At 68.7% G+C, this 24056-nt stretch carries 24 protein-coding genes; 16 read left to right on the top strand and 8 right to left on the bottom strand.

Annotation, left to right across the window (positions count from 1 at the left end; translation table 11 throughout):
• Positions 1–88 precede the first annotated feature (88 nt).
• Positions 89–955, bottom strand: a complete 867-nt coding sequence (locus GOALK_RS14585) for a universal stress protein (protein ID WP_006359595.1) — start codon at positions 953–955, stop codon at positions 89–91.
• A 146-nt stretch (positions 956–1101) separates the two neighbouring features.
• On the opposite strand from GOALK_RS14585, the gene glsA reads away from it, so the two are divergent.
• Both glsA and nucS read left to right on the top strand, forming a co-directional pair.
• The gene (gene glsA, locus GOALK_RS14580) at positions 1102–2535 is read left to right on the top strand and encodes a glutaminase A (RefSeq protein ID WP_006359594.1); all 1434 of its coding nucleotides are present in this window, start codon (positions 1102–1104) and stop codon (positions 2533–2535) included.
• A gap of 80 nt (positions 2536–2615) precedes the next feature.
• Complete coding sequence (gene nucS, locus GOALK_RS14575; RefSeq protein WP_006359593.1) at positions 2616–3299, top strand: endonuclease NucS; 684 nt, start codon at positions 2616–2618, stop codon at positions 3297–3299.
• A gap of 34 nt (positions 3300–3333) precedes the next feature.
• Here the strand turns inward: nucS and GOALK_RS14570 are convergent, their stop codons facing one another.
• The gene (locus GOALK_RS14570; RefSeq protein ID WP_040004227.1) at positions 3334–4287 is read right to left on the bottom strand and encodes a coiled-coil domain-containing protein; all 954 of its coding nucleotides are present in this window, start codon (positions 4285–4287) and stop codon (positions 3334–3336) included.
• 228 nt (positions 4288–4515) lie between these two features.
• Positions 4516–4998, bottom strand: a complete 483-nt coding sequence (mce, locus tag GOALK_RS14565) for a methylmalonyl-CoA epimerase (RefSeq protein ID WP_006359591.1) — start codon at positions 4996–4998, stop codon at positions 4516–4518.
• A gap of 86 nt (positions 4999–5084) precedes the next feature.
• Here mce and GOALK_RS14560 point away from each other — a divergent pair, with 86 nt between their 5' ends.
• From GOALK_RS14560 to GOALK_RS14540, 5 genes are all read left to right on the top strand, one after another.
• The gene (locus GOALK_RS14560) at positions 5085–6287 is read left to right on the top strand and encodes an acetyl-CoA C-acetyltransferase (RefSeq protein ID WP_006359590.1); all 1203 of its coding nucleotides are present in this window, start codon (positions 5085–5087) and stop codon (positions 6285–6287) included.
• Positions 6288–6357: 70 nt separating this feature from the next.
• A complete protein-coding gene (locus GOALK_RS14555) occupies positions 6358–6753 on the top strand; it encodes a DUF3817 domain-containing protein (protein WP_006359589.1) in 396 nt (131 codons plus the stop codon).
• A gap of 16 nt (positions 6754–6769) precedes the next feature.
• Positions 6770–7084 carry a thiamine-binding protein gene (locus GOALK_RS14550; protein ID WP_040004226.1) on the top strand — a complete coding sequence of 105 codons (315 nt, stop codon included), beginning with the start codon at positions 6770–6772 and terminating at the stop codon, positions 7082–7084.
• Complete coding sequence (locus GOALK_RS14545) at positions 7085–8335, top strand: MFS transporter (protein WP_006359587.1); 1251 nt, start codon at positions 7085–7087, stop codon at positions 8333–8335.
• A gap of 59 nt (positions 8336–8394) precedes the next feature.
• Complete coding sequence (locus GOALK_RS14540) at positions 8395–9339, top strand: tetratricopeptide repeat protein (RefSeq protein WP_006359586.1); 945 nt, start codon at positions 8395–8397, stop codon at positions 9337–9339.
• 69 nt (positions 9340–9408) lie between these two features.
• Here the strand turns inward: GOALK_RS14540 and glgB are convergent, their stop codons facing one another.
• The 5 genes from glgB to GOALK_RS14515 all read right to left on the bottom strand — a co-directional run bounded on the left by glgB (position 9409) and on the right by GOALK_RS14515 (position 17939).
• On the bottom strand, positions 9409–11631 hold the full coding sequence (glgB, locus tag GOALK_RS14535) for a 1,4-alpha-glucan branching protein GlgB (protein WP_006359585.1): 2223 nt from the start codon (positions 11629–11631) through the stop codon (positions 9409–9411).
• 1 nt (position 11632) lies between these two features.
• Entirely contained in the window at positions 11633–13633 is a 2001-nt protein-coding gene (locus tag GOALK_RS14530) for a maltotransferase domain-containing protein (RefSeq protein ID WP_040004225.1), read from the bottom strand.
• 151 nt (positions 13634–13784) lie between these two features.
• The gene (locus GOALK_RS14525) at positions 13785–15896 is read right to left on the bottom strand and encodes an ATP-dependent DNA helicase (protein WP_006359583.1); all 2112 of its coding nucleotides are present in this window, start codon (positions 15894–15896) and stop codon (positions 13785–13787) included.
• Positions 15897–15985: 89 nt separating this feature from the next.
• Positions 15986–16597, bottom strand: a complete 612-nt coding sequence (locus GOALK_RS14520) for an isochorismatase family protein (RefSeq protein ID WP_006359582.1) — start codon at positions 16595–16597, stop codon at positions 15986–15988.
• A gap of 34 nt (positions 16598–16631) precedes the next feature.
• Complete coding sequence (locus GOALK_RS14515; protein WP_040004224.1) at positions 16632–17939, bottom strand: nicotinate phosphoribosyltransferase; 1308 nt, start codon at positions 17937–17939, stop codon at positions 16632–16634.
• Between the two features lie 21 nt (positions 17940–17960).
• Here GOALK_RS14515 and clpS point away from each other — a divergent pair, with 21 nt between their 5' ends.
• The 9 genes from clpS to GOALK_RS14470 all read left to right on the top strand — a co-directional run.
• Complete coding sequence (clpS, locus tag GOALK_RS14510) at positions 17961–18284, top strand: ATP-dependent Clp protease adapter ClpS (protein WP_006359580.1); 324 nt, start codon at positions 17961–17963, stop codon at positions 18282–18284.
• 62 nt (positions 18285–18346) lie between these two features.
• Positions 18347–18922, top strand: coding sequence for an oxidative stress transcriptional regulator AosR (gene aosR / locus GOALK_RS14505; protein WP_006359579.1), 576 nt, complete (start codon positions 18347–18349; stop codon positions 18920–18922).
• A gap of 87 nt (positions 18923–19009) precedes the next feature.
• Positions 19010–20119: a P1 family peptidase gene (locus GOALK_RS14500; RefSeq protein WP_040004228.1), complete on the top strand. Its 1110-nt coding sequence runs from the start codon at positions 19010–19012 to the stop codon at positions 20117–20119.
• 157 nt (positions 20120–20276) lie between these two features.
• Positions 20277–20684 carry a M67 family metallopeptidase gene (locus tag GOALK_RS14495; RefSeq protein WP_006359577.1) on the top strand — a complete coding sequence of 136 codons (408 nt, stop codon included), beginning with the start codon at positions 20277–20279 and terminating at the stop codon, positions 20682–20684.
• Between the two features lie 2 nt (positions 20685–20686).
• A complete protein-coding gene (locus GOALK_RS14490; protein WP_006359576.1) occupies positions 20687–20977 on the top strand; it encodes a MoaD/ThiS family protein in 291 nt (96 codons plus the stop codon).
• A 2-nt stretch (positions 20978–20979) separates the two neighbouring features.
• Positions 20980–21951 (top strand): PLP-dependent cysteine synthase family protein, encoded by a 972-nt coding sequence (locus tag GOALK_RS14485; protein WP_006359575.1) that lies wholly within the window; start codon positions 20980–20982, stop codon positions 21949–21951.
• 55 nt (positions 21952–22006) lie between these two features.
• Positions 22007–22639 carry a rhomboid family intramembrane serine protease gene (locus tag GOALK_RS14480; RefSeq protein ID WP_006359574.1) on the top strand — a complete coding sequence of 211 codons (633 nt, stop codon included), beginning with the start codon at positions 22007–22009 and terminating at the stop codon, positions 22637–22639.
• Between the two features lie 14 nt (positions 22640–22653).
• Complete coding sequence (gene murI, locus GOALK_RS14475; protein ID WP_006359573.1) at positions 22654–23466, top strand: glutamate racemase; 813 nt, start codon at positions 22654–22656, stop codon at positions 23464–23466.
• Positions 23467–23546: 80 nt separating this feature from the next.
• On the top strand, positions 23547–24056 hold a 510-nt coding region (locus tag GOALK_RS14470; RefSeq protein ID WP_006359572.1), incomplete at its 3' end, for an MBL fold metallo-hydrolase.

The raw sequence follows: 24056 nt of genomic DNA, 5'->3' as shown, positions 1-24056 counted from the left end.
CCACACCTATCCCCGCCCACCAGCGTGTCGAAGCACTACGCCGACAACCCGTAACGGCTTCCACACCATCCCGGTGCCGGCGGCAGAATCAGTGGGTGCTCTTCGGCACCACGATGATCGGGACCGAAACAGCTCGGAGTATCTTCGCGGCGGTGGTCCCCAGGAACAACGTGTTCGGGGCGGCCAGCCGGCTCGAACCGACCATCACCAGATCGCCGTCGTGCCACTCGAGTGACTCCACCGCTTCCTCGATGGTGGAGCCCTGTGCGACCGTCGACGTCACCGGGAAGTCCTCCGGCAGTTGGGTTCTCGCCTCATCAAGGGCCCGCTGGGCGTGTGCTCGGGCAGATTCGACAGCGGTGTCCTCAGGGACGTTCCGCCAGGGCTGCATGTCGTCGATTGCGAGAATCGACACCAGCCGGATAGGCCGATGTGCGCGGATGCCACTGCGGATCGCGGTTTCGAACAACAGTGGCGCACCCGGACGGTCGCCGATGGTCACCGTGATCTCGCGTACCTCGTCGGCGCCGAGATGTGCGAAGCCGGGCGGCGCGAGGGCGACCGGGATCGGTGATGAGTGCAGGATGTCGTTCACGACGGTCCCCAGAGTGTGCCGGCCGCGGATGCCACCGCCGGCTCCGCCGATGACGAGGATGTCGGAATCGGTGCGTCGGGCCTCGATGATCAGCCCCTCGGCGGGGTTGGCGTGTTCGGCGATCGTCGTCGTGGTCTCGATGTCGTCGGGCAGGCGGGCGGCCGCCTCGTCGAGCCAGCGACGAGCGGCGCTGTCGAGGGCATCGGAGAGTCTCTCCACCGCGTCGTCGGCCCCGGCCGGCTCGGGTGGGATGACGATGCAGATCTCGAGCTCGGCGTCGAAGGTGCGTGCCAGGCACGCACCCAGGGCCACCGCGTCCTCGCCCCCGGAAGTGGCGATGTATGCGACGAGCAGCTTCATCAGTGCTCCCAACCTTCTCCTCGGGGCGAACACACTCAGGCACCAGCCTAGTCACGTCTGTGCCGGATCCACGGCTGTTGTGTGCCCCGTCGCGTCACCCGCCGCGTCGGCTACCCGATCACCGCTGGACACGCTTAGATTGCCCCATGGAATCCCTTGTCGACGGCTACCTGCGCCACATCATGGACGAAGTCCGGGGCGACCGGTCGGGCGACGTCGCCGACTACATCCCGGAACTGGCCGTCGTCGATCCCGAGGGCTTCGGATTGTCGCTGTGCGTCCACGACGGATACATGTACTCGCATGGGCACTCCACCGAGACCTTCACCATCCAGTCCGTGTCCAAGCCGCTGACCTACGCGATGGCACTGCGCAAGCACGGTGTGGCCGCGGTCGACGCCAGGATCGGCGTCGAACCGTCCGGTGAGGCGTTCAACGAGATCAGCGTCGACGACCGGCGTCGTCCGAAGAACCCCATGATCAACGCCGGTGCCATCTTCGCGGCGTCCATGCTCCTGCCCGCCTCGCGCGACGTGAGTCGCGACGACGTCGACGCGGCCTTCGCCGAGATCGTCGAGTTCTATTCGGGTTGTGCGGGCCGGCGCCTCACCATGGACGAGGAGGTGTACGCCTCCGAATCCGCGACCGGATCGCGCAACCGGGCGATTGCCTACATGCTCGACAGCTTCGGCGCATTCGACACCGATCCGGACGCCGCGATCGACCTGTACTACCGCCAGTGTTCGATCCGGGTGACGACCGACGACCTGGCCGGTATCGGTGCGACCATCGCCAACGGCGGCCTGAACCCACGCACGGGCCGCGTGGTCTTCTCCTCCGAGATCGCGCAGCGTCTGCTCAGCGTGATGACCACCTGCGGGATGTACGACGGGGCGGGGGACTGGGTCACCTCGGTCGGACTGCCGGCCAAGAGCGGCGTCGGCGGCGGAATCCTCGCCGTCCTCCCCGGACAGCTGGGCATCGGCGTCTACTCGCCGCGACTCGACGAACACGGCAACAGCGTTCGCGGCGTCGAGACCTGCCGGCACCTGTCGAAGGACCTCGGGCTACACATGTTCAACGTGACCCGCGAGAGTCGGGTGACGATCCGCGCGGTCCACGACCTCGCCGACACCCCGGTGAGTGCCGAATGGAGTGAACGTGAGCGCAGCTATCTCCGGACCTGCCGCGACAAAATCCGTGTCTACGAGCTCCAGGGCGATCTGACGTTCGCCGGAGCCGAGAGCGTGCAACGACGCCTCGAGGCCGACCTCGACGACTACACGGTGGTCATCGTCGAGATATCGCGTATCGGTGTCATCGACGCGGTCGCCCGGACAATGGTTCTCAGCATCAAGCGGTTGCTCGACGACAGCGGACGCCGGGCAGCACTCGTCGATCCCGATGGTGTGGTGCGGGCCAGTGTGATCCGCCATCGAGCCGACGGTACCGCGCCCGATCTCGACGCGCCGGCAGACCTCAAGGGCTTCGATCCGGCGCTGCCGCACGTGCACGCCACGATGGAGGATGCCGTCATCGACGCGGAGACGTTCATGCTCAAGCACTACTACGACCAGTGAGTCCGGACGCTCCTCAGGGATCACACGAGCCCCGGCGCGGGGGCGTGAGAACGGTGCAGCCGATGCCCTAGGGTGGGCTCGTGCGTCTCGTCATCGCGGAGTGTCAGGTCGATTACGTCGGGCGGCTGACCGCCCATCTGCCCATGGCCAAGCGACTGCTCCTGGTCAAGTCGGACGGCTCGGTGAGCGTGCATGCCGACGACCGCGCCTACAAGCCTCTGAACTGGATGAGCCCGCCGTGCTGGCTCACCGAAGCCGCCGTGCCCGAGGGCACCGAGGCGGAGGCCTACTGGGTCGTCACCAACAAGGCCGGCGAGGAACTGCGCATCACCATCGCCTCGATCGAGCACGACTCGCAGCATGAACTCGGCATCGACCCAGGTCTGGTCAAGGACGGTGTCGAGGCGCACCTGCAGGAACTGCTCGCCGAACACGTGGAGACCCTCGGGCCCGGCCACACCCTCATCCGCCGCGAGTACATGACGGCGATCGGACCGGTCGACCTGCTCTGCCGCGACGCCACGGGCGCCACCGTCGCCGTGGAGATCAAACGGCGCGGGGAGATCGACGGAGTCGAGCAGCTCACGCGCTACCTGGAATTGCTCAACCGCGACACCACACTGGCCCCGGTGGCAGGCGTCTTCGCCGCGCAGCAGATCAAGCCGCAGGCCCGGACCCTCGCCGAAGACCGTGGAATCCGTTGCGTCGTACTGGATTACGAAGCGCTGCGCGGTGCGGAGAGCACGGAGTTCCGGCTCTTCTGAGCCGGACGCAGAGTCCTGACCCGTAGAACGCCGCTCAGGCGTTGGCGCGGGCCTCCGGCGACAACTTGCGATTGAGCAGCTCGAGATCGTCGGTGTCGGAAAGCACCGCGTACTCGGAGTCCTCCGGCTGGGCCAGCAACTCGGGCAGTCCGGCGAGCTTGTCGCGGAGCTGACCCAGGTTGGCCGCGATCTCCTGACGCGCACGGTCGGCCGCTTGCGCCATCTCGCGCGATCGGTTGAGGCGTTCGCCGGCGATGTCGAGCGCGGTCTGCCGGATGTGGTTCGCCTCGTCGAGGGCACGCTCGCGCTGGTCGGCGAGTTCGGCATCGTGACGTTCGCGTTCGGCGGCGCGTTCACGGGCGCTGACGGCCTCGAGTTCGGCGACCTCCGACTTCGCCTTCTCGACGATGCGACGGGCCTCGTCGTTGGCTGCCTTCATCGTCTTGGTGTGCTCGGCTTCCATTGCCGCGGTGCGCTCGGCGATGAGGCGTGCAGACTCGGACTCGTTGGCCGCGGCGGTCTCCTTGACCTGGCGGGCGCGGGCCGAGGCCTCGTCGACCAGCTTCTTCGCCGCCGCCTGCGCCTCGCTCCGGATCCGCTCGGCCTCGGCGGACGCGTCGGAGCGCATGTCGGCGGCTTCCTGGCGTGCGATGGAGAGAGTCTCGGCGGCTTCGGCGGAGGCCTCGGCACGCATCTCCGACGCCTCGTCGGACGCGAGCTGGAGCATCCGCGAGAGGCGCTCGCTCATTCCTTGAGCGGTGGTGGGCGGCACCGAGAGCTTGTCGATCTCGCGGCGGAGTTCGGCGATCTCGTCGCGCGCCTCTTCGAGATGAGAGGCGAGCTCGTGGGCGTTGGCGGTGGCGGCGTCGCGATCGGCGGCGAGAACCCGCAACTCGGCATCGAGTCGCTGGAGATGGTCGGCGACCTGCTCACGGTCATAACCGCGCATCACGATCGCGAAGGGCAATTGCCGTGCGGGACCTGGCATGCGGGCCAGTGTATCCGAGACGCCCGGAGCTCGAAGCCCGGTCGGAGTCGCGTCGGGGTGTGGTGTCGGCGTTATCGGCGACACGGTCTTCGGTGGCGGCGCATGGACGACCACTCGGGTGCGCACGCGCCGCCACCGGCGTTCATCCCAGCGTGTGGGCCGGGTGTGATGCGGAAGGATTCATCAAGCGGCCGAACGGTTTTGGGTTCGGGTGGCGTGTCGAATCGGTCAGTGCGCTGCGTCGGCGGCAGGCTCGACGAGCTCGAGGAGGACGCCACCCGCATCCTTGGGATGGACGAAGTTGATGCGCGAGTTCGCGGTGCCTCGTTTCGCGGCGGGGTAGAGGACGCGGACGCCGGCCTCGGTGAGGCGGGTCATGACGGCGTCGACGTCGGTCACGCGTACCGCGAGCTGCTGCAGTCCGGGGCCGTTGCGACCGATGAACTTCGCGATCGTCGACTCCTCGTTCAGTGGCGCGAGAAGCTGGATGACGGCGCCACCGCCGGCGGGGCCGACCATGGCCTCCTCGACACCCTGCTCGGCATTGGTCTCCTGATGGAGCGTCTCGAAGCCGAGATGTGTCGCATACCACTCTTTGGCGGCGTCCAGGTCCGGAACGGCGATACCGACGTGGTCGATCGCGACGACCAGGTCGGAGATCAGGGCGGTCGCGCCGGCAGAAGTGCTGGGGTCAGATGCAGAGGTGCTCATGTCACAACGGTAGCGTTGAGGGTCAGAGCGCACAGAGCGGGCGCTCGGTAGCCCCCCGCACGACCCACCCCCGGAGGTTCCTTTCCATGTCCTCGACTGCTGACAACACGACGGTCATCGTCGCCGGTGCACGCACGCCTTTCGGCCGTCTCCTCGGTTCGCTGAAGGACTTCAGCGGCGTCGACCTGGGTGCGGTGGCCATCAAGGGCGCACTCGAGAAGTCCGGTGTCCCGGCTTCGGAGGTCCAGTACGTGATCATGGGCCAGGTTCTGACCGCGGGGGCAGGTCAGATGCCGGCTCGTCAGGCCGCGATCAAGGCCGGCATCGGTTGGGACGTCCCGACCCTGACCATCAACAAGATGTGCCTCTCGGGCATCGACGCCATCGCGCTCGCCGACCAGCTCATCCGCGCCGGTGAGTTCGACGTCGTCGTCGCCGGCGGCCAGGAGTCGATGACCCAGGCCCCGCACCTGCTGCCCAACAGCCGCGGTGGCTTCAAGTACGGCAACACCGAGCTCGTCGACCACATGGCCTTCGACGGTCTGCACGACGCCTTCACCGATCAGCCGATGGGTGCGCTGACCGAGCAGGGCAACGACAAGGACGGCTTCACCCGCGAACAGCAGGACGAGTTCGCCGCCCGCAGTCATCAGCTCGCCGCCGCCGCGTGGAAGAACGGCGTGTTCGACGACGAGGTCGTGCCGGTGTCGATCCCGCAGCGCAAGGGTGACCCGATCCAGTTCGCCGAGGACGAGGGCATCCGCGCCAACACCACCGCCGAGTCGCTCTCGGGCCTGCGTCCGGCCTTCCGCAAGGACGGCACCATCACCGCGGGCAACTCCTCCCAGATCTCCGACGGTGCGGCCGCGGTCGTCGTGATGTCCAAGGCCAAGGCGGAGGAGCTGGGCGTGACCTGGCTCGCCGAGATCGGCGCCCACGGCGTCGTCGCAGGTCCGGACTCCAGCCTGCAGGCGCAGCCGGCCAACGCGATCGCCAAGGCCTGCGCCCGTGAGGGCATCGCCCCGGCCGACCTCGACCTCATCGAGATCAACGAGGCCTTCGCCGCGGTCGGCCTGGCCTCGGCGCAACAGCTCGGTGTCGACGAGGGCAAGATCAACGTCAACGGTGGAGCGATCGCCGTCGGCCACCCGATCGGTACCTCCGGCGCCCGAATCACCCTGCACCTCGCCCTCGAGCTGCAGCGCCGTGGCGGTGGCGTCGGCGCGGCCGCGCTGTGCGGTGCCGGCGGCCAGGGCGATGCCCTGATCGTCCGCGTCCCGAAGGCCTGACACACCCGCTGAAGGAGACTTCTACGACACTTTGTCGTAGAAGTCTCCGCCGGCAGGCAGAATGGTGAACATGCTGTCTTTCTTCGACCTGACCACGCCCGCCAAGCGCTTCCGCCTCGTCGCCGTGGCGGAGGCGATCACCTGGGCGTGGCTGATCGTCGGGATGATCCTCAAGCGCGTCAACGACGACCCCGAGGCCATCGCGCTTCCCGGCGCCACCCACGGTGCCGTCTTCGTGATCTTCGTGATCGTCGCCCTGATCACCGCGTTCCAGCTCAAGTGGAATTCCGTGAAGTGGGAGATCCCGCTCGGCGGGCGACGCATCGGCATCCCGATCGTCACCCTGCTGGCGCTCGCGTCGAGCGTTCCGCCGTTCGGCACGATCGTCTTCGAGTGGTGGGCCAAGCGCAACGGCCACCTCGCCGAGTTGTCGGCCGAACAGTCGCCGCAGCAGGCCACCGCCTGATCCCGGAGGTGGTCCCCTGATCGTCGCATTCAGCCTCACGCCCTCGGGCGGAACCGCCGTCGACGCCGACGGCGGGATGAGTGCGGCGGTCGCGGCCGCCGTCGAGGTGGTACGTGCCTCCGGGCTCCCGCATCAGACCACGTCGATGTTCACCTACCTCGAGGGCGACTGGGACGAGGTGATAGCGGTCGTCAAGGCCGCCACCGATGCCGTCGCCGCCCATGCGCCACGCGTGGGACTCGTGCTCAAGGCCGACATCCGTCCCGGGCACACCGGCGAACTGACCGGCAAGGTCGAGCGGGTGGAACGCCACCTGGGTTCGGGCTCCTGAGTGCAGGTGCACCCCGCGACCGAACCTCGCCGCTCTCGGCGGGCGGTCGCCACGATCTTTGCTCTCAACGGCTTCCTCGCCGCCATGTGGGTGGCGCACATCCCGGTCATCAGCGGCCGCACCGACGTCGGACACGACGAGCTCGGCGGCCTGTTGCTCCTCCTGGGTGGTTCCGCCTTCGTCGGCATGCAACTGTGCGGCCCGCTGATCGACCGCTGGGGTTCCCGGCCGCTCACCGTCTTCGCCGCATCGCTGCTCTCGGCTGTCATCATCACGCCGGTGCTGGCCGTCGACACTCTCACCCTCGGCGCCGCCCTCGCGGCCTTCGGCTTCGCGAACGGGTGCCTCGATGTGTCGATGAACGCCCAGGCCGTCGCGGTGGAGCGCGCCTACCGCCGGCCGATCATGTCCTCCTTCCACGGCTTCTTCTCCGCGGGAAGCCTCGTCGGGTCCGGCGTGGTCGCGGCGACGCTGTGGGCCGACGCCGGGGTCGTGCCGACCGTCGCCTGCGCGGCCTTCGCGGGCTTCCTGGTCGTCGCCGCGGTCGCGCGCCAACTCACCGGAGACGACAAGGCGCCGGCGGGCCCGGCGCCGGACACATCGTCTGACATCGGCGCCGGCTCGTGGTGGCACGGCATCGACCGGCGTCGGCTGGCGCTCCTCGCGGTCGTCGCCTTCGGGCTGATGCTCGCCGAGGGCACCGCCTACGACTGGAGCGCCCTGCACATCGTCGAGAGCCACGGGACCAGCGAGGCGATCGGCGCGATCGCCTTCGGCGCCTTCAGCGCGACCATGACCATCGCGAGATTCGTCATCGACCGGGTGGTCGCCGCGGTGGGTGCGGTCCGCGTGCTCCGGGTCGGCGCGCTCGTCGGCATGGCCGGCATGACGATCGCGATCGCCTCCCCGATACCCGCCCTCGCGGTCCTCGGATGGGCCGTCTTCGGCCTGGGGCTGGCCGGCCTCATCCCGCAGATCTTCACCGCCGCGGGCAACCTCACCGATTCTGCGGGCGGACGGACGATCTCGATCGTCGTCGGCTGCGGGTATCTCGGCATGCTCGCCGGTCCCGCCGTCGTCGGGTTCATCAGCAGCCGAACGAGTCTCGACACCGGGTTGGTCGCAGCGCTGGCCGCGCTGCTTCTCGCGGTGTTCTTCGCCGGGGTCGTCCGCCCGCGCGAACAACCGGTGTCCGCGCTGGGCGAACCTCGGTCATCGAGCCCGGGTGGTCGTGCCACACTAGAGGAGTGACGCGACCAACCAATCGTCAGCAGGCCGCCGCGGCGGCCCGTCAGCAGGCTGCTGCCGCCATGGCCATGACCGGTGCCGTCGATCTCGGCGGAATCAAGGAACGGGCCGAAGCCCAACGGGCCCAGTCCCAGCGAGCCCAGCGCCCCCAGGCGCAACGCGATGACACCGCGGGCCCCGGCACGCCGCCCCCGTCCGCGCCTCCGGCTGCGGCCGGTGCGAGCGTCATCGACGTCACCGAGGAGACCTTCGAGGCAGAGGTCCTCAACCGGTCGATGCAGCAGCTCGTCGTCGTCGACCTCTGGGCCGAATGGTGCGGGCCGTGCAAGCAGCTCTCGCCGGTTCTCGAGCGTCTCGCTGCCGAGTCCGGTGGCCGCTGGGTGCTCGCCAAGGTCGACGTAGACGCGAATCCCCGTATCTCGCAGGCCTTCCGGGTGCAGTCGATCCCGATGGTCGTGGCGATCGTGCAGGGACAGCCGGTCACCGCGTTCAACGGGGTCCGGTCCGAAGCGGAGATCACCGCGTGGATCGACGAGATCTTCGCGCAGGTCGGCAACGCACTGCCCGACGCCGCCGCCGGAGCCGCGCCCGAGCCCGAGCAGACCGATCCGCGCATGCTCGCCGCCGAGGAGAAGCTCAACGATGGCGACTTCGACGGAGCGCTCGCTGCCTACCGCGCCGTCGCGGAAGCCGAACCCGACAACGTCGAGGCGGCGTCGGCGGCGCGGAACCTCGAGTTCATCCTGCGCGCGCAGGCGCACGACCCAAGCATCGTCGAGACCGCGTCGCCGCGCGACATCGACGCCCAGCTCGCGGCCGCGGACGTTCTGCTGCTGTCGCAGCAGCCCGAGGCGGCCTTCGACCGCATCATCGACGTGGTTCGCGTGACCCACGGTGAGGAGCGCACCCGCGCCCGGACGCGGCTGCTCGAGCTGTTCGAGCTGTTCGATCCGGCCGAACCCTTCGTCGTGTCCGCGCGGCGGAAGCTGGCCAGCGCGCTCTACTGACCGGCAACCCGGACGTTTCGGCAAACCCAGCATCTCCGTGATGCTGGGTTTGCCCATAACGGGGTGGGTTCAGGGACGGCGGGGAGCCAGCCAGATGGCGGAGTTGGCCGGCAGCATGATCCGGGCCGACGTGGGGCGTCCGTGATACGACGGCCCGTCGGCGGTCACTGCCCCCAGGTTGCCGCGGCCGGCACCGCTGTAGGCGTCGGCGTCGGTGTTCAGGATCTCCTCCCACACCCCGCCCTGCGGCAGACCGACCTGGTAGTCGGCGCGGTCCGAGCCGGAGAAGTTGAAGATGCAGGCGACGACCGACTCGTCCTCCCCGAACCGCAGGAAGCTGATCACGTTGTTCGCGGTGTCGTTGGCGTCGATCCACTCGTAGCCCAGGGGTGTGATGTCCTGCGTGTAGAGCGCCGGGGACGCCTGGTAGATCCGGTTGAGGTCGGTGACCAGCGCCGAGATCCCGGAATGCAGTTCACCCTCCCAGCCCTCGAGCTGATGCCAGTCGAGGCTGCGGTTGTCGGCCCATTCGCCGACCTGGCCGAACTCCTGACCCATGAACAACAGCTGCTTGCCGGGGTGCGACCACATGTAGGCGAGGTAGACGCGTGCGCCGGCGGCCTTGGTGAAGGAGTCGCCGGGCATCCGCGTCCAGAGCGTGCCCTTGCCGTGGACCACCTCGTCGTGCGACAGCGGCAGCACGAAGTTCTCACTCCACGCGTACATCAGCGAGAACGTGATCTCGTGGTGGTGGAAGCTGCGGTGGATCTGATCCCGCGACAGGTAGTCGAGGCTGTCGTGCATCCAGCCCATGTTCCATTTGAAGCTGAAACCCAGGCCGCCGAGATCGGTCATCCGGGTGACGCCCGGCCAGGCGGTGGACTCCTCCGCGACGGTGATGACGCCGGGGAAGTGTTTGTGGACCGTCGCGTTGGTCTCCTGCAGGAATTGCACCGCCTCGAGGTTCTCGCGACCGCCATGGATGTTGGGTCGCCACTGTCCGTCGGGGCGTGAGTAGTCGAGGTAGAGCATCGACGCGACGGCGTCGACGCGCAGGCCGTCGATGTGGAACTCGCTGAACCAGAACAGCGCGTTGGCGACCAGGAAGTTGCGGACCTCGTGGCGGCCGAAGTCGAAGACGTAGGTGCCCCAGTCGAGTTGTTCGCCGCGCATCGGGTCGGCGTGCTCGTAGAGCGGGGTGCCGTCGAAGCGCGCCAGGGCCCACTCGTCCTTGGGGAAATGCGCGGGAACCCAGTCGACGATCACCGCGATACCGCGCGAATGCAGGTGGTCGACGAGATAGCGGAAGTCGTCGGGGGTGCCGAACCGGGCCGTCGGCGCGTAGTACGACGTCACCTGGTAACCCCACGAACCGCCGAAGGGGTGCTCGGCCACGGGCAGGAATTCGACGTGTGTGAAGCCCTTCTCGACGACGTAATCGGCCAGCTGATGGGCGAGCTCGCGGTAGCCCAGGCCCTGACGCCACGACGCCAGGTGCACCTCGTAGATGCTCATCGGCTCGCGATCGGGCGAGGAGGCCTCCCGTCGCGCGATCCAGGCGTCGTCGGACCAGACGTACTGCGACTGTGTCACGACCGACGCGGTCGACGGCGGGGGTGTGGTCCGGTAGGCCATCGGATCGGCCTTGTCGCGGATAACGCCGTCTGCGCCGTGCACCCGGAACTTGTAGTGCGCACCGTCGCCGACGCCGGGGACGAACACCTCCCAGACCCCGCTGACCCCGACCTTGCGCATGGGAGCCATGCGGCCGATCCAGTGGTCGAAGTCCCCGATGACGGCCACACCGTGCGCGTTGGGTGCCCAGACCGAGAACGCGGTGCCGGTGACCTCGCCGTCGGCGGTCGTGTACGAGACCACGCGGGCCCCGAGTGCCTGCCACAGCGCCTCGTGCCGGCCCTCGCTGAACAGGTGGATGTCGATGTCGCCGAGGCTCGGGAGGAAGCGGTATCCGTCGGCGACGACGAACTCGGCGGTGCCGCCGGAACCGTCGGGATAGACGATCCGGTAGCGGTAGTCCATCAGGTCGGCGATCGGCACGGTGACGACCCAGAGGTCGTCGGTCTGGCGGGTCATCGGGTGATCGACACCGCCGATGACCGCGGACACCGACAGCGCGTCGGGTCGCAGGGTGCGCAGGATCGTGGTTCCGCCCGGCGCGTCGTGCGCTCCGAGGAACGCGTGCGGCTCCGGATGGGTCAGCGCGTCGAGGCGGCGCAGGTCGTGATCGGACGCCTTCGGGTCGGGGAGGGACTCGAGATCGGTCACGGGCACCTCACTGGATTCGATAGGCGAGTCGCGCTGCGGCAGCGGGGTCGAGTGGCGGCAGGGCCAGAATGTGGGCGACCGCGCGCCACGGCTCGAGCCGGACGTAGTTGTCCTGCCCCCACCAGTACTCCTTCCCGGACACCTCGTCGCGGACCGAGAAGTGGTCGTACCACTCGAATCCGAGTGCGGGGAGATCGAGCCACACGGTCGATTCCTCAGCGGCGTACGGGTTGAGGTTGATGACCACCACGACACGGTCGCCGGTCACCGGATCGATCTTCGAGTACGCGATGAGCGACGGGTTGTCGACGTGGTGGAAGTGGATGTTCCGCAACTGCTGCAGGGCGGGATGCCGGCGGCGGATCTCGTTGAGCGAGGTGATCCACGGTTCCAGAGACTCGCCGCGGCTCGTCGCCGCCTTGTAGTCGCGCGGGCGCAGTTCGTACTTCTCGGAGTCCAGGTACTCCTCGCTGCCCTCGGCGACCGCCACGTGTTCGTAGAGTTCGTAACCGCTGTAGACGCCCCAGGTCGGGGCGAGGGTCGCGGCCAGGGCGGCGCGCAACGCGAACATGCCCGGGCCGCCGTGCTGCAGGCTCTCGTGGAGGATGTCCGGGGTGTTCACGAACAGGTTGGGGCGCGCCTCGTCGGCGTGCTCGGCCAGCTCGCGACCGAACTGCTCGAGCTCCCACTTCTCCGTTTTCCAGGTGAAGTACGTGTAGGACTGGGTGAACCCGAGGCGGGCGAGACCGTAGAGACGTGCCGGTCGGGTGAAGGACTCGGACAGGAACAGCACGTCCGGGTTCCGTTTCTTGACCTCGCTGATCAGCCACTCCCAGAAATTCGGGGGCTTGGTGTGCGGGTTGTCGACGCGAAAGATGTCGACGCCCAGACCGACCCAGTGCAGGACCACCTTCAGCACGGCTCGGTAGATGCCGTTGCGGTCGTCGTCGAAGTTGAGCGGGTAGATGTCCTGGTACTTCTTCGGCGGGTTCTCCGCGTAGGCGATCGTGCCGTCGGGCTGGATGATGAACCAGTCGGGGTGTTCGGTCGCCCAGGGATGGTCGGGTGCGCACTGCAGTGCGAGGTCGAGGGCGACTTCGAGACCCAGCTCCCGCGCCCGTCCGACGAAGTACTCGAAGTCCTCCTCGGAACCCAGCTGCGGGTGGATCGCGTCGTGGCCGCCGTCCTTCGACCCGATGGCCCACGGCGAGCCGACGTCGTCGGGCCCGGCGACGAGCGTGTTGTTGCGTCCCTTGCGGTTGACCTCGCCGATGGGGTGGATCGGCGGGAGGTAGACGACGTCGAATCCCATCCCGGCGACGCGGGGCAGATCCTCGGCTGCGGTGAGGAAGGTGCCGTGCACCGGGTTGCCCTCGCCGTCCCAGCCGCCGGTGGACCGGGGAAAGAACTCGTACCAGGACCCGAAGAGGGCGCGGGTGCGGTCGACCCACACGCGGTAGGTGCGGCTCTTGGTGACGAGTTCGCGGACCGGGTTGTCGTGGAGCAGTTCGACGACCTCCTCGGAGATCGCCAGACTCACCCGGTTCTCGACACGGCGGCGTCGGGCGCGGAGCAGACGAACCGCGTCGAGCAGGAGTTCACGGTTCTCGTCGACGATGCCCTCGGCGGCGCGCTCGAGGATTCGGGCGCCGGTCTCGAGGTCGTTGGCCAGGTCGGCGGCGCCCTGACCGGCGTCGAGTTTCTTGATGACCGCCGATCGCCAGGTGGTGTACGGGTCGCTCCAGGCCTCGATGCGGTACGACCAGAACCCGACCGTGTCGGGGACGAACGCCGCGTTGAACGTGTCCGGTTCGGGCGCCGGCGTCATGCGGATGTCGAGGACCCCGCGTCGCGGTGCCTCGATGTGCAAGGTGACGCCGATCGCGTCGTGACCTTCGCGCCATGCGGTGGTGCTGATCGGGAAAAACTCTCCCACAACGGCTTTCGCGGGCTGCTGCCCTGCGGAGACGAGGGGTGCGATGTCATCGATACCCATGCGCCCGATCACTCGAAGCCTCCTCTCGTCAGCTCCCGCGACTGGCCAGGGTGCGTTGTCGGTCTCGCCTGCGTTGGTATCACCGCTACCCAACCTAGTGCCCCGCGTACGCGATTGTCTTGTCGTACGCGGTCCTCGTGTCGGGTGTCTCCTCGCGGGCCGATCAGCCCACCGGACGGGGTGCCGCGGTGAGCCGGCTGAGCGCAGAGCGGACGACCGCGGGGTCGGTGGTCCGCCACATCGGCGGCAGCGAGGCGAGCAGATAGCCCCCGTAACCGGCTGTGGCCAGCCGGGAGTCCAGCACCGCGACGACGCCGCGGTCGTCGACCGAACGCAGCAATCGGCCGGCGCCCTGCGCGAGCAGCAGCGCCGCGTGGTTGGCGGCCACGGACAGGAAGCCGTTGCCGCCCCGCGCGTCGACCGCGCGTTGCCGCGCGGTGAGCAGCGGGTCGTCGGGGCGGGGGAACGGGATGCGGTCGATGAGCACCAGACTCAGCGAAGGCCCGGGTACGTCGACGCCCTGCCAGAGCGACAGCGTGCCGAACAGGCACGTCTCGGGGTCTTCGGCAAAGCGTTTGACCAGCGTCGAGGTGGTGTCGTCGCCCTGGCACAACACCGGATGATCACACCGTTCGCGGATGGCCTCGGCCGCCTCGCGCGCGGCGCGCATCGACGAGAAGAGTCCCAGGGTGCGCCCGCCGGCGGCGTCGACGAGGTTCGCGATCTCGTCCATCGTCCGCGGCGCTATACCCGACCGATCGGGCCGGGGAAGGTGCCGAGCGACGTAGAGGATCGCCGACTTCGGATAGTCGAACGGAGAGCCGGCGTCCAAGCCCGTCCACCGTGCCGAACCCGAATCCGAGGGCACCGCTTTGCCGCTGGCCGTGATGTTGCGCGAGGCCGCCGGGTCGGGACCTGGTTCATCGGTTCCCGGTTCGTCGGCGGCCGGACGATCGGTGCCGCGTCCGGACGCGGGCAGACCCCACGTCGCGGCCAAGGCGTCGAACGAACCACCGATCGTCAGGGTCGCGGAGGTGAGGATCACCGTCGAATTGGCGAACAGCGACGCCCGCAGCAGGCCCCCGACCGACAGCGGTGCGATGTGCAGCACCGGTCGGGGTTCGGCACCGCGCCGGGAGGTGTCGAGGCCGACCCACACCACGTCCCGGCGTTTGGACTCGTCGGGTTCGTCGAAGGCGCCGAGGACGCGCACGACCGTGTCGTGCATGTCGTCGAGCGAGGTGAGGGCCGCCGACCGGGCAGCGGCCGCGCCGTCGTCGCCTGCGCCGGGAGCGCGCACCGGGCCGATCGCGGTACGGGTCTGCCACAACCGGTCACGCAACATCACCAGCACGGAGGTCGCGTCGGGAGGCAGCTGGTTCCACTGCGTCTTCGGGGCGGTTTCCAGCAGCTCGCCGAGTTGCTCCCCGGCGCCGAGGAGCGCGTCGGCGGTCTCCTCGTCGACGAGCTTGCCGACGCGCCGGGAGACGAGCGCGATCGACGACGCGGACAGTTCGTCGGTGGCCACCGAGGTCATCCGATCGACGAGCTCGTGGGCCTCGTCGATGATCACGACGTCGTGCTCGGGGAGCACGTTGGCGGGACTCGTCGCGTTGATCGCCAGCAGCGCGTGGTTGGTGACCACCACGTCGACCTTGCCGGACCGGCGGCGGGCCTGCTCGGCGAAACAGTCCTCGCCGTAGGAACAGTTGGCGGCGCCGAGGCATTCGCGCGCGGACACGCTGACCTGTCGCCAGGCGCGGTCGGCGACACCGGGAACGAGGTCGTCGCGGTCGCCGGTCTCGGTGTCGCTGCTCCACTCCCGCAACCGGGTGACATCGCGTCCGGTGCGGGACAGCTCGAACGGATCGAACAACTCGGTGTCCGGCTCGTCGGCGGTACCCGAATGGATCTTGTTGAGGCACAGATAGTTACCGCGACCCTTGAGAATCGCGAAGGTCGGCTTGCGGCCGATCGGCTTGGCGAGGGCGCCGGCGAGACGGGGGAGATCGCGCTCGATCAGCTGCCGCTGCAGTGCGATCGTCGCCGTCGACACCACGACGGTCCGGCCGGTCTCCACCGCGTGGCGGATCGCCGGTACGAGGTACGCCAGCGATTTTCCGGTGCCGGTGCCGGCCTGCACGGCGAGATGTTCGCCGGTGTCGATCGCGTGTGCGACGGCGGACGCCATGGCGACCTGACCGTCACGTCGACGACCGCCGAGCGCGGAGACCGCGGTGTCGAGCAGTTCGGTCACCGGGGGAGTGTTCGGCATGTGGTGTTCCGGGGTCCTCGTTCGAGATGGTGCGAGATGGGGTGTGTGAGTTTCAGACGGATCAGCGGGCTCTGCGGTTCCCTCGGGGACTAACCCGTGCCGTAGGAGCCGTCGTAGAGCAGATCGCCCACGAGTTCGACCCCGGCCTCACGCATGCTCGACAATGCGTCGGACGTGGTCTCCGCGCCGACGCCCGCGGTGAAGTTGAGCAGCACCCGGGTCGTGAAGCCCGCCTTCACCGCGTCGAGCGCGGTGGCGAGGACACAGTGATCGGTGGTCAGGCCCGCGATGTCGATCGACGAGATCTTGTGATCGCGCAGCCACTGCTCGAGCGTGGTCCCGTCGTCGGCGATGCCCTCGAAACCCGAGTACGCGGCGTCGTACTCGCCCTTGGAGAAGACCTCTTGCGCTGCGGCGTAATCGAATTCGGGATGGAACGCGACGCCGTCGGTGCCGACCACGCAATGCGGCGGCCAGGTGTCGACGTAGTCGGGGTCGTCGGAGAAGTGAGCGCCGGGATCGATGTGGTGATCGCGTGTCGCGACGACGGTCCGGTACTCGCCGAGGATCTTGGTGATCGCACGGGCGACCGCGGCACCGCCGTTGACCGCGAGGGAGCCGCCCTCGCAGAAATCGTTCTGGACGTCGACGACGACCAACGCGTCGGCCGGCTTGGTGCCGTCGTTGCGTTCGCTGCTCATCAGGTACTCCCTGGCGGATCGAAGGGTGTGCTCGTCAGCCGAGCTGGTAGCGGGTCGGCACCGCTGGGTCTCCGTGAGAGAGGCCGAGGCCCTCCCACGGCAGGCTCACCAGCCCCGCCGCGAGGTGGGCGCGCGCGTCGGTCAGCGATGGCAGGGATGCCACCGGCTCCCCGCCGCGGACCAGCGGGATCTGCAGATCCCGGAGGTGGAGACCACCGTCGGCATCAGGGCGCGGCCCGTCGGCTCGGTAGACGATCTCCTCCACGATCGTCCCACTGCCCCGCGCGGCCCGCACGGCCGCCTTCGCGCCGCCGCGCGATTCCTTGTGGCTCGACCGCTTGGCGACGGGCAGACCGTCCACCTCGACGAGCTTGTAGACCATACCCGCGGTCGGTGCGCCGCTCCCGGTGACCAGCGAGGTCCCGACACCGTAGGTGTCCACCGGCTCGGCGCGCAGCGAGGCGATCGCGTACTCGTCGAGGTCGCCGGACACCACGATCTTGGTGTTCGTCGCCCCGAGGTCGTCGAGCTGAGTGCGCACCTGAGGCGCGAGCACACCGAGATCCCCCGAGTCGATGCGCACCGCACCGAGTGCGGGGCCGGCGACCTCGATCGCGTTGCGGACGCCCTGGGTGATGTCGTAGGTGTCGACGAGCAGTGTGGTGCCGACTCCGAGGGCCTCGATCTGCGCGGCGAAGGCCGCCTTCTCGTCGGGGCCGTCGGGTCCGGTGAAACCGAGGGTGAAGGCATGGGCGGCGGTGCCCGCGCTGGGCACGCCGAAACGACGATTCGCCTCGAGGTTCGACGTCGCGGCGACACCGGCGAGGTAGGCGGCGCGGGCACACGCGACGGCGGCCCGCTCGTGGGTGCGTCGGGAGCCCATCTCGATGATCGGGCGGGAACCGGCCGCGCTGACCATCCGGGCGGCGGCCGAGGCGATGGCGCTGTCGTGGTTGAGGATCGACAGGATCAACGTCTCGAGGAGAACCGCCTCGGCGAACGGTGCCCGAACCGTGAGGATCGGGGAACCGGGGAAGTAGAGCTCGCCCTCGCGGTAGCCGTCGATGTCCCCGGCGAAGCGATAGTCGCGCAGCCATGCGACGGTCTCGGCGTCGAGGAACTGCTCCACGACGGCGATCTCCTCGTCGCCGAAACGGAACCCCGCGAGCTCGGCGAGGACACGTCCGGTACCCGCGACGACGCCGTACCGACGACCGTCGGGGAGTCGGCGGGCGAACACCTCGAACACGCACGGCCGGTGCGCGACCGGGTGCCGGAGAGCCGCTGCGACCATGGTCAGTTCGTACTGGTCGGTCAGCAGCGCAGTGTTGTCGATGCTCACTATCGCGTTACCCTTGTCCTCATGGCGCCTGACGAAACTCGTGCGCACGAGGCTACCCCCGGCGGTACCGCGGTTGCCGAACCCGCGGTGGCCGACGGCGCGGCGGATCTCGACAAACCCTGGATGACCGTCGTGTGGGACGACCCCGTCAATCTGATGCGGTACGTGACCTTCGTCTTCCAGAAGATCTTCGGCTACTCGGAGTCGCATGCCAATCAGCTCATGATGCAGGTGCACACCGAGGGCAAGGCCGTGGTCTCCAGCGGCGATCGGGACAAGGTCGAGGCAGACGTGCGCAAACTGCACGCGGCCGGCCTGTGGGCCACCATGCAGCGCGATTCATGACCGGGACAGAGATGCTGCCGCCGGGGACCGGACCGTCGTCGACGGTGGGGAGACACTGAGGCGTGCGCACCTGGAAACGCAAGGGCCGCGGCGAGTCGATCCGGATCACCTCCCAGCTCGACTCGCACGAGGCCGAGTTGCTCGCGTCGCTGGTCTCCTCGATGTGTGAGCTCCTCGCCGAACGCGCCGACACCGCGCCGAGCGACGCGCTGTCGGAGGTCACCGGCATCCGCATCGGTCACTCCGACGCGCCGGACGACGCCACCCTCGGCCGCCTGCTGCCGGATTTCCATCGGCCGGATCAGGACGAGGAACTTTCCGCGGAGGTGGTCAACGGCCGACTCAACTCCGCGCTGCGCAGCGTCAACGAGCCGAAGATCATCAACGCCAAACTCGCTGCGGCCCACACACTTCTCGACACCCTGCCGGACGGGGGCGGCGACCTCGCGCTCACCGTCGACGAGGCGACCGCATGGCTGACCGCCCTCAACGACGTCCGTCTCGCGCTCGGGGCGATGCTCGGCATCTCGGAGGACACCCCGGATCGGCTGCCGCCCGACCATCCGCACGCCGCGCATCTCGACGTCTATCACTGGCTGACCGTGATGCAGGATCTGCTCGTGGAAGCGGTGATGTGACCTACGATCCTCGTTGACGCAGCTCCTTTCGGGAGTTTTGTCCGAGTTCGGAGTTCCGGTCGGGGATCGACGAGAGCAGAGGTGCACGTGACGACCATCGGACGACCCGCCCGCCCGGGTGACCGCATCACCGACGTCGTCGGGATCACTGTCGGGCACAGTCACCGCGTCGACGCCGACGCCGAGGTCTCCGGCACCGCTGAGACGCCCGACGGCCACGGCTGGGCCACCGGTACGACGGTGGTCCGGATCTCGGGGCCGGGCGCGATCGCGGCGGTCGACGTGCGCGGCGGAGGCCCGGGCACCCGGGAGACCGATCTCCTCGATCCGTCGAACACCGTGCAGACCGCGCATGCCATCGTGCTCAGCGGCGGCAGCGCCTACGGCCTCGCGACGGCCGACGGTGCGATGCGCGCGCTCGAGGCCGAGGGGGTCGGCCTGCCCCTGGACACCAGGGGGCACGTGGTGCCCATCGTGCCGGCGGCGGTGATCTTCGATCTGCCGGTCGGCGCGTGGGATCACCGGCCCGACGCCGACTTCGGTGCCGAGGCGGTCCGCGTGGCCGGGACCGACTTCGCGGTCGGCAGTGTGGGAGCGGGAGCCGGTGCCCGGGCCGGTGCGCTGAAAGGCGGCGTGGGCACCGCCTCGGTGACGATCGAGACGGGTCCGGCGGCCGGTGTCACGGTCGGTGCGCTGATGGTCGCCAACCCGGTCGGCGCCGTCATCGACCCGACCACCGGGCTGCCGTGGGACCTCGGCGAGAGCGAGCTCGCCGAACTGGGCCTGACGCGTCCCGAGGCCGCCGACATCGCGCACCTGGCCGAACTCGCGGAGAAACACACCGTTCTGAACACCACGATCGGGGTCGTCGCCACCGATGCCGCACTCGATGCGGCGATGACCCGCCGGATCGCCATGGCCGGTCACGACGGCCTGGGTCGCGCCATCCGCCCGGCCCACTCGCCGCTCGACGGCGACACCATCTTCGCTGTCTCCACCGGGGCGGTCCGGCCGGAGTCGACCGATCCGGCGACCGCCTCGCCGCCCGGCATGCACGCGGACGCGGCGATCATCGCCGAGGTCTCCCGATGTGCGGCCGACGTCGTCCAGCGGGCGATCGTCGACGCCGTGCTGGCCGCCGAGTCGGTGGCCTCGATCCCCACGTACGCCGACGCCGCACCGTCGGCTTTCGCCTGACCTGCTCGTACCGGTCACCCGCCGGTGACGCCGGTCATAACCGGTTTCGGAATAGGCGTTCACGGGCCGGCGTTCCCATCAGACAAGTGCGACGACCGGTCGCCGAACCGACGTGCCCGTAACGGGCCCCGCGTCTGCGAAGGAGAACGGGACACCGATGCTCGAGATCGATCAGGAACTCGTCGACGCGATGGTCGCGCACGCCCGCGCCGATCATCCGGACGAGGCGTGCGGCGTGATCGCCGGGCCGGAGGGTTCCGACGACCCGCAGCGGTTCATCCCGATGGTCAACGCCGAACGGTCGCCCACGTTCTACCGATTCGACTCCGCCGAGCAGCTGTCCGTGTGGCGCGAGATGGATCGTCGCGACGAGGAGCCGGTGGTGATCTACCACTCGCACACCGCGACCGAGGCCTACCCGAGCCGCACCGACATCTCCTACGCCGGTGAGCCCGGCGCCCACTATGTGCTGGTGTCCACCCGGGACCCGGAGACCGTCGAGATCCGTAGCTATCGCATCGTCGACGGCACGGTCACCGAAGAAGAGATCGAGATCAGGAGCTGAATATGCCCGTCACCGTGTCCATCCCGACGATCCTGCGGACCCACACCGGCGGCGCCAAGCGCGTCGAGGGTTCCGGTGCGACGCTCGCCGCGCTGATCGACGACCTGGAGTCAGGCAACCCCGGACTCAAGGAGCGCCTGGTCGCACCCGATGAGAAGGGCACCGCAAAGCTGCACCGGTTCGTCAACGTCTACGTCAACGACGAGGACGTCCGGTTCTCCGGCGGTCTCGACACCTCCATCGACGACGGTGACGAGGTGACCATCCTGCCCGCGGTCGCCGGCGGCTGCTGAGCGTGGCGCGCTACGACTCACTCATCGACTCGGTCGGCCACACCCCGCTGATCGGGCTGCAGAGGCTCTCCCCGCGCTGGGACGACTCGGCCGACGGACCGCACGTGCGGCTCTGGGCCAAGCTCGAGGACCGCAACCCGACGGGCTCCATCAAGGACCGTCCGGCGCTGCGCATGATCGAGCAGGCCGAACGCGACGGGCTCCTGCACGTGGGTTCGACGATCCTCGAACCCACCAGCGGCAACACCGGGATCTCGCTGGCGATGGCCGCGAAACTCAAGGGCTACCAACTGATCTGCGTGATGCCCGAGAACACCTCCGAGGAGCGCCGGTCGCTGCTGCGGATGTTCGGCGCGAAGGTGATCTCCTCGCCGGCCGCGGGCGGGTCGAACACCGCGGTGGCCGTGGCCAAGAAGCTGGCGTCGGAGAACCCCGACTGGGTGATGCTCTACCAGTACGGCAACGCCGCCAATGTCGCCGCCCACTACGAGGGCACCGGCCCGGAGCTCTACGCCGACCTGCCGGAGATCACCCACTTCGTCGCGGGCCTGGGCACCACTGGGACGCTCATGGGCGTCGGACGTTTTCTGCGCGAACGCAATCCCGAGATCGAGATCGTCGCGGCCGAACCCCGCTACGGCGACGAGGTGTACGGCCTGCGCAACATCGACGAGGGCTTCATCCCGGAGCTCTACGACGACTCGGTGCTCACCCGCCGGTTCTCGGTGACCGGCGTCGACGCGGTCGCCCGCGTGCGCGAGCTGATCGACCTCGAAGGCATCTTCGCGGGCATCTCCACCGGCGCGATCCTGCAGGCCGCACGCGGCATCGGGCGCCGGGCGATGAAGGACGGCATCCGTGCCGACATCGGCTTCGTGGTTCCCGACGCGGGGTGGAAGTATCTCTCGACCGGGGTCTACGAAGGTAGCCTGGACGACGCGGAGCAGGCACTCGAAGGTCAGCTCTGGGCGTGACCGGGAGTGCCGGAACGTCACCTGAGATGAGTCGAGACCCGAAGAGAAACTGGCCATGACGTCGTACACCCCACCGGTCGGGCAGGAACAGCCGCGGCGCTCGCGCCCGCTCTGGCTGCGTTCGCTGATCACCACCGTGTGCATCATCGCGGCGCTGTTCGTCGTCGAGCTGATCGACGCGGCCACCCGATATGACCTCGACCAGAACGGCATCGAACCCCGCCAGGTCGACGGACTCGACGGCATCCTCTGGGCGCCGATGCTGCACGCCGACTGGGAACACCTGTTCGCCAACCTCATGCCCGGGGCGGTGCTCTGCTTCCTGGTGCTGATGACGCAGCGGTTCCTCATCGTCACCGGCATCATCTGGGTGATCTCCGGGGTAGGGGTGTGGTTGTTCGCCGCGCCCTACTCGATCACGGTCGGCGCGTCGGGCATCATCTTCGGCTGGCTCACCTTTCTCATCGTGCGTGGTCTGTTCAACCGCGACCTGTGGCAGATCCTCGGCGGCGTCGTGCTCTTCCTGATCTACGGTTCGATCCTCTGGGGCGTGCTGCCGAGCAATCCCGTCGTCTCCTGGCAGGCGCATCTGTTCGGCGCGATCGCCGGCGTGCTGGCCGCCTGGTTCCTCGCCTCGGGCGACCGCAAACGCAAGCAGCGCACCGCGACCCCGGGGGTGGCGTCATAGCCGCGCAACCCAACATGCCCGTCTGGACCTCCGATCCCGAGGCACCCATCGGGATCTTCGACTCCGGCGTCGGCGGACTGACCGTGGCGCGCGCCATCATGGACCTGCTGCCCGACGAGGACATCGTCTACATCGGCGACACCGCGAACGGCCCGTACGGTCCGCTGAAGATCCCCGAGATCCGCAAGCACGCGCTGGCGATCGGCGACGACCTGGCCGAGCGCGGCGTCAAGGCGATCGTCATCGCCTGCAACACCGCGTCCGCAGCCTGCCTGCGTGACGCCCGGGAACGCTACGCGCCGATCCCGGTGGTCGAGGTCGTTCTCCCCGCGGTGCGTCGAGCGGTGGTCGCCACCAAGAACGGCCGGATCGGCGTGCTCGGCACCGAGGCCACCATCTCCTCACGCGCATACGAGGATTCGTTCGCCGCGGCCCGCGACGCGGTGATCACCGCAGTACCGTGCCCGCGCTTCGTCGACTTCGTCGAACGCGGGATCACCAGCGGCCGCCAGATCCTCGGTCTGGCACAGGGGTACCTCGAACCACTGCAGCAGGCCGGCGTCGACACAGTCGTGCTCGGCTGCACGCACTACCCGTTGCTGACCGGCGTCCTGCAGCTCGCGATGGGCGACGAGGTGACGCTCGTGTCCAGCGCGGAGGAGACGGCCAAGGACCTCTATCGCGTCCTCACCGAGAAGGACCTGCTGCACCCGCACACCGGTCGGGAGGCGTCGCGCGTCTTCCAGGCGACCGGCGACCCGGAGATGTTCGCCAAGCTCTCGAGACGGTTCCTCGGGCCCGTCGTCGGTGCTGTGCAGCACCTTTAGCCGACTCGGGCAATCTTCGCGGCCCACTTGTGACCCGGTAACCCGGCAGCGACTCGCGCGGGCATGGCACAGTAGGGCTTATGCGTCTCACGGTCCTCGGATGTTCGGGCAGTGTGGGCGGACCGGGGGCGGCATGCTCCGGCTACCTGCTCTCTGTCCCCGGCGAACAGCCGGTGCTGGTGGATTGCGGACCGGGTGTCTTCGGAGAACTGCAACGGGTCACCGATCCCTGCGGGGTCTCGGTGGTTCTCAGTCATCTCCATGCCGATCACTGCCTGGATCTGCCCGCGATGTTGGTGTGGCGCCGGTATGCGCCCTCGTCGGCGACGGAACGCGCCCCGCTCTACGGACCCCCGGGAACGGCGCTGCGGATCGGCCACGGGTCGTCTGAATTCCCGGGCCAGGTCGACGACATCTCCGACACCTTCGACGTCCACGAATGGCGGGACGGGGTCGAGGTCACCCTCGGCGGCATGCGGATCAAGTCGGTGAAGGTCAACCATCCACCGCAGACGTACGGGCTGCGCATCACCGGCCCGCAAGGGCAGGTCATCGCCTACAGCGGCGACACCGCCCCCTGCGACGAACTC

Origin of the sequence: Gordonia alkanivorans NBRC 16433, from assembly GCF_000225505.1 — a bacterium.
Classification (GTDB): Bacteria; Actinomycetota; Actinomycetes; order Mycobacteriales; family Mycobacteriaceae; genus Gordonia; species Gordonia alkanivorans.
Note: the sequence above shows the minus strand (reverse complement) of the source record. Positions and strands in the feature narration are given on the sequence as shown.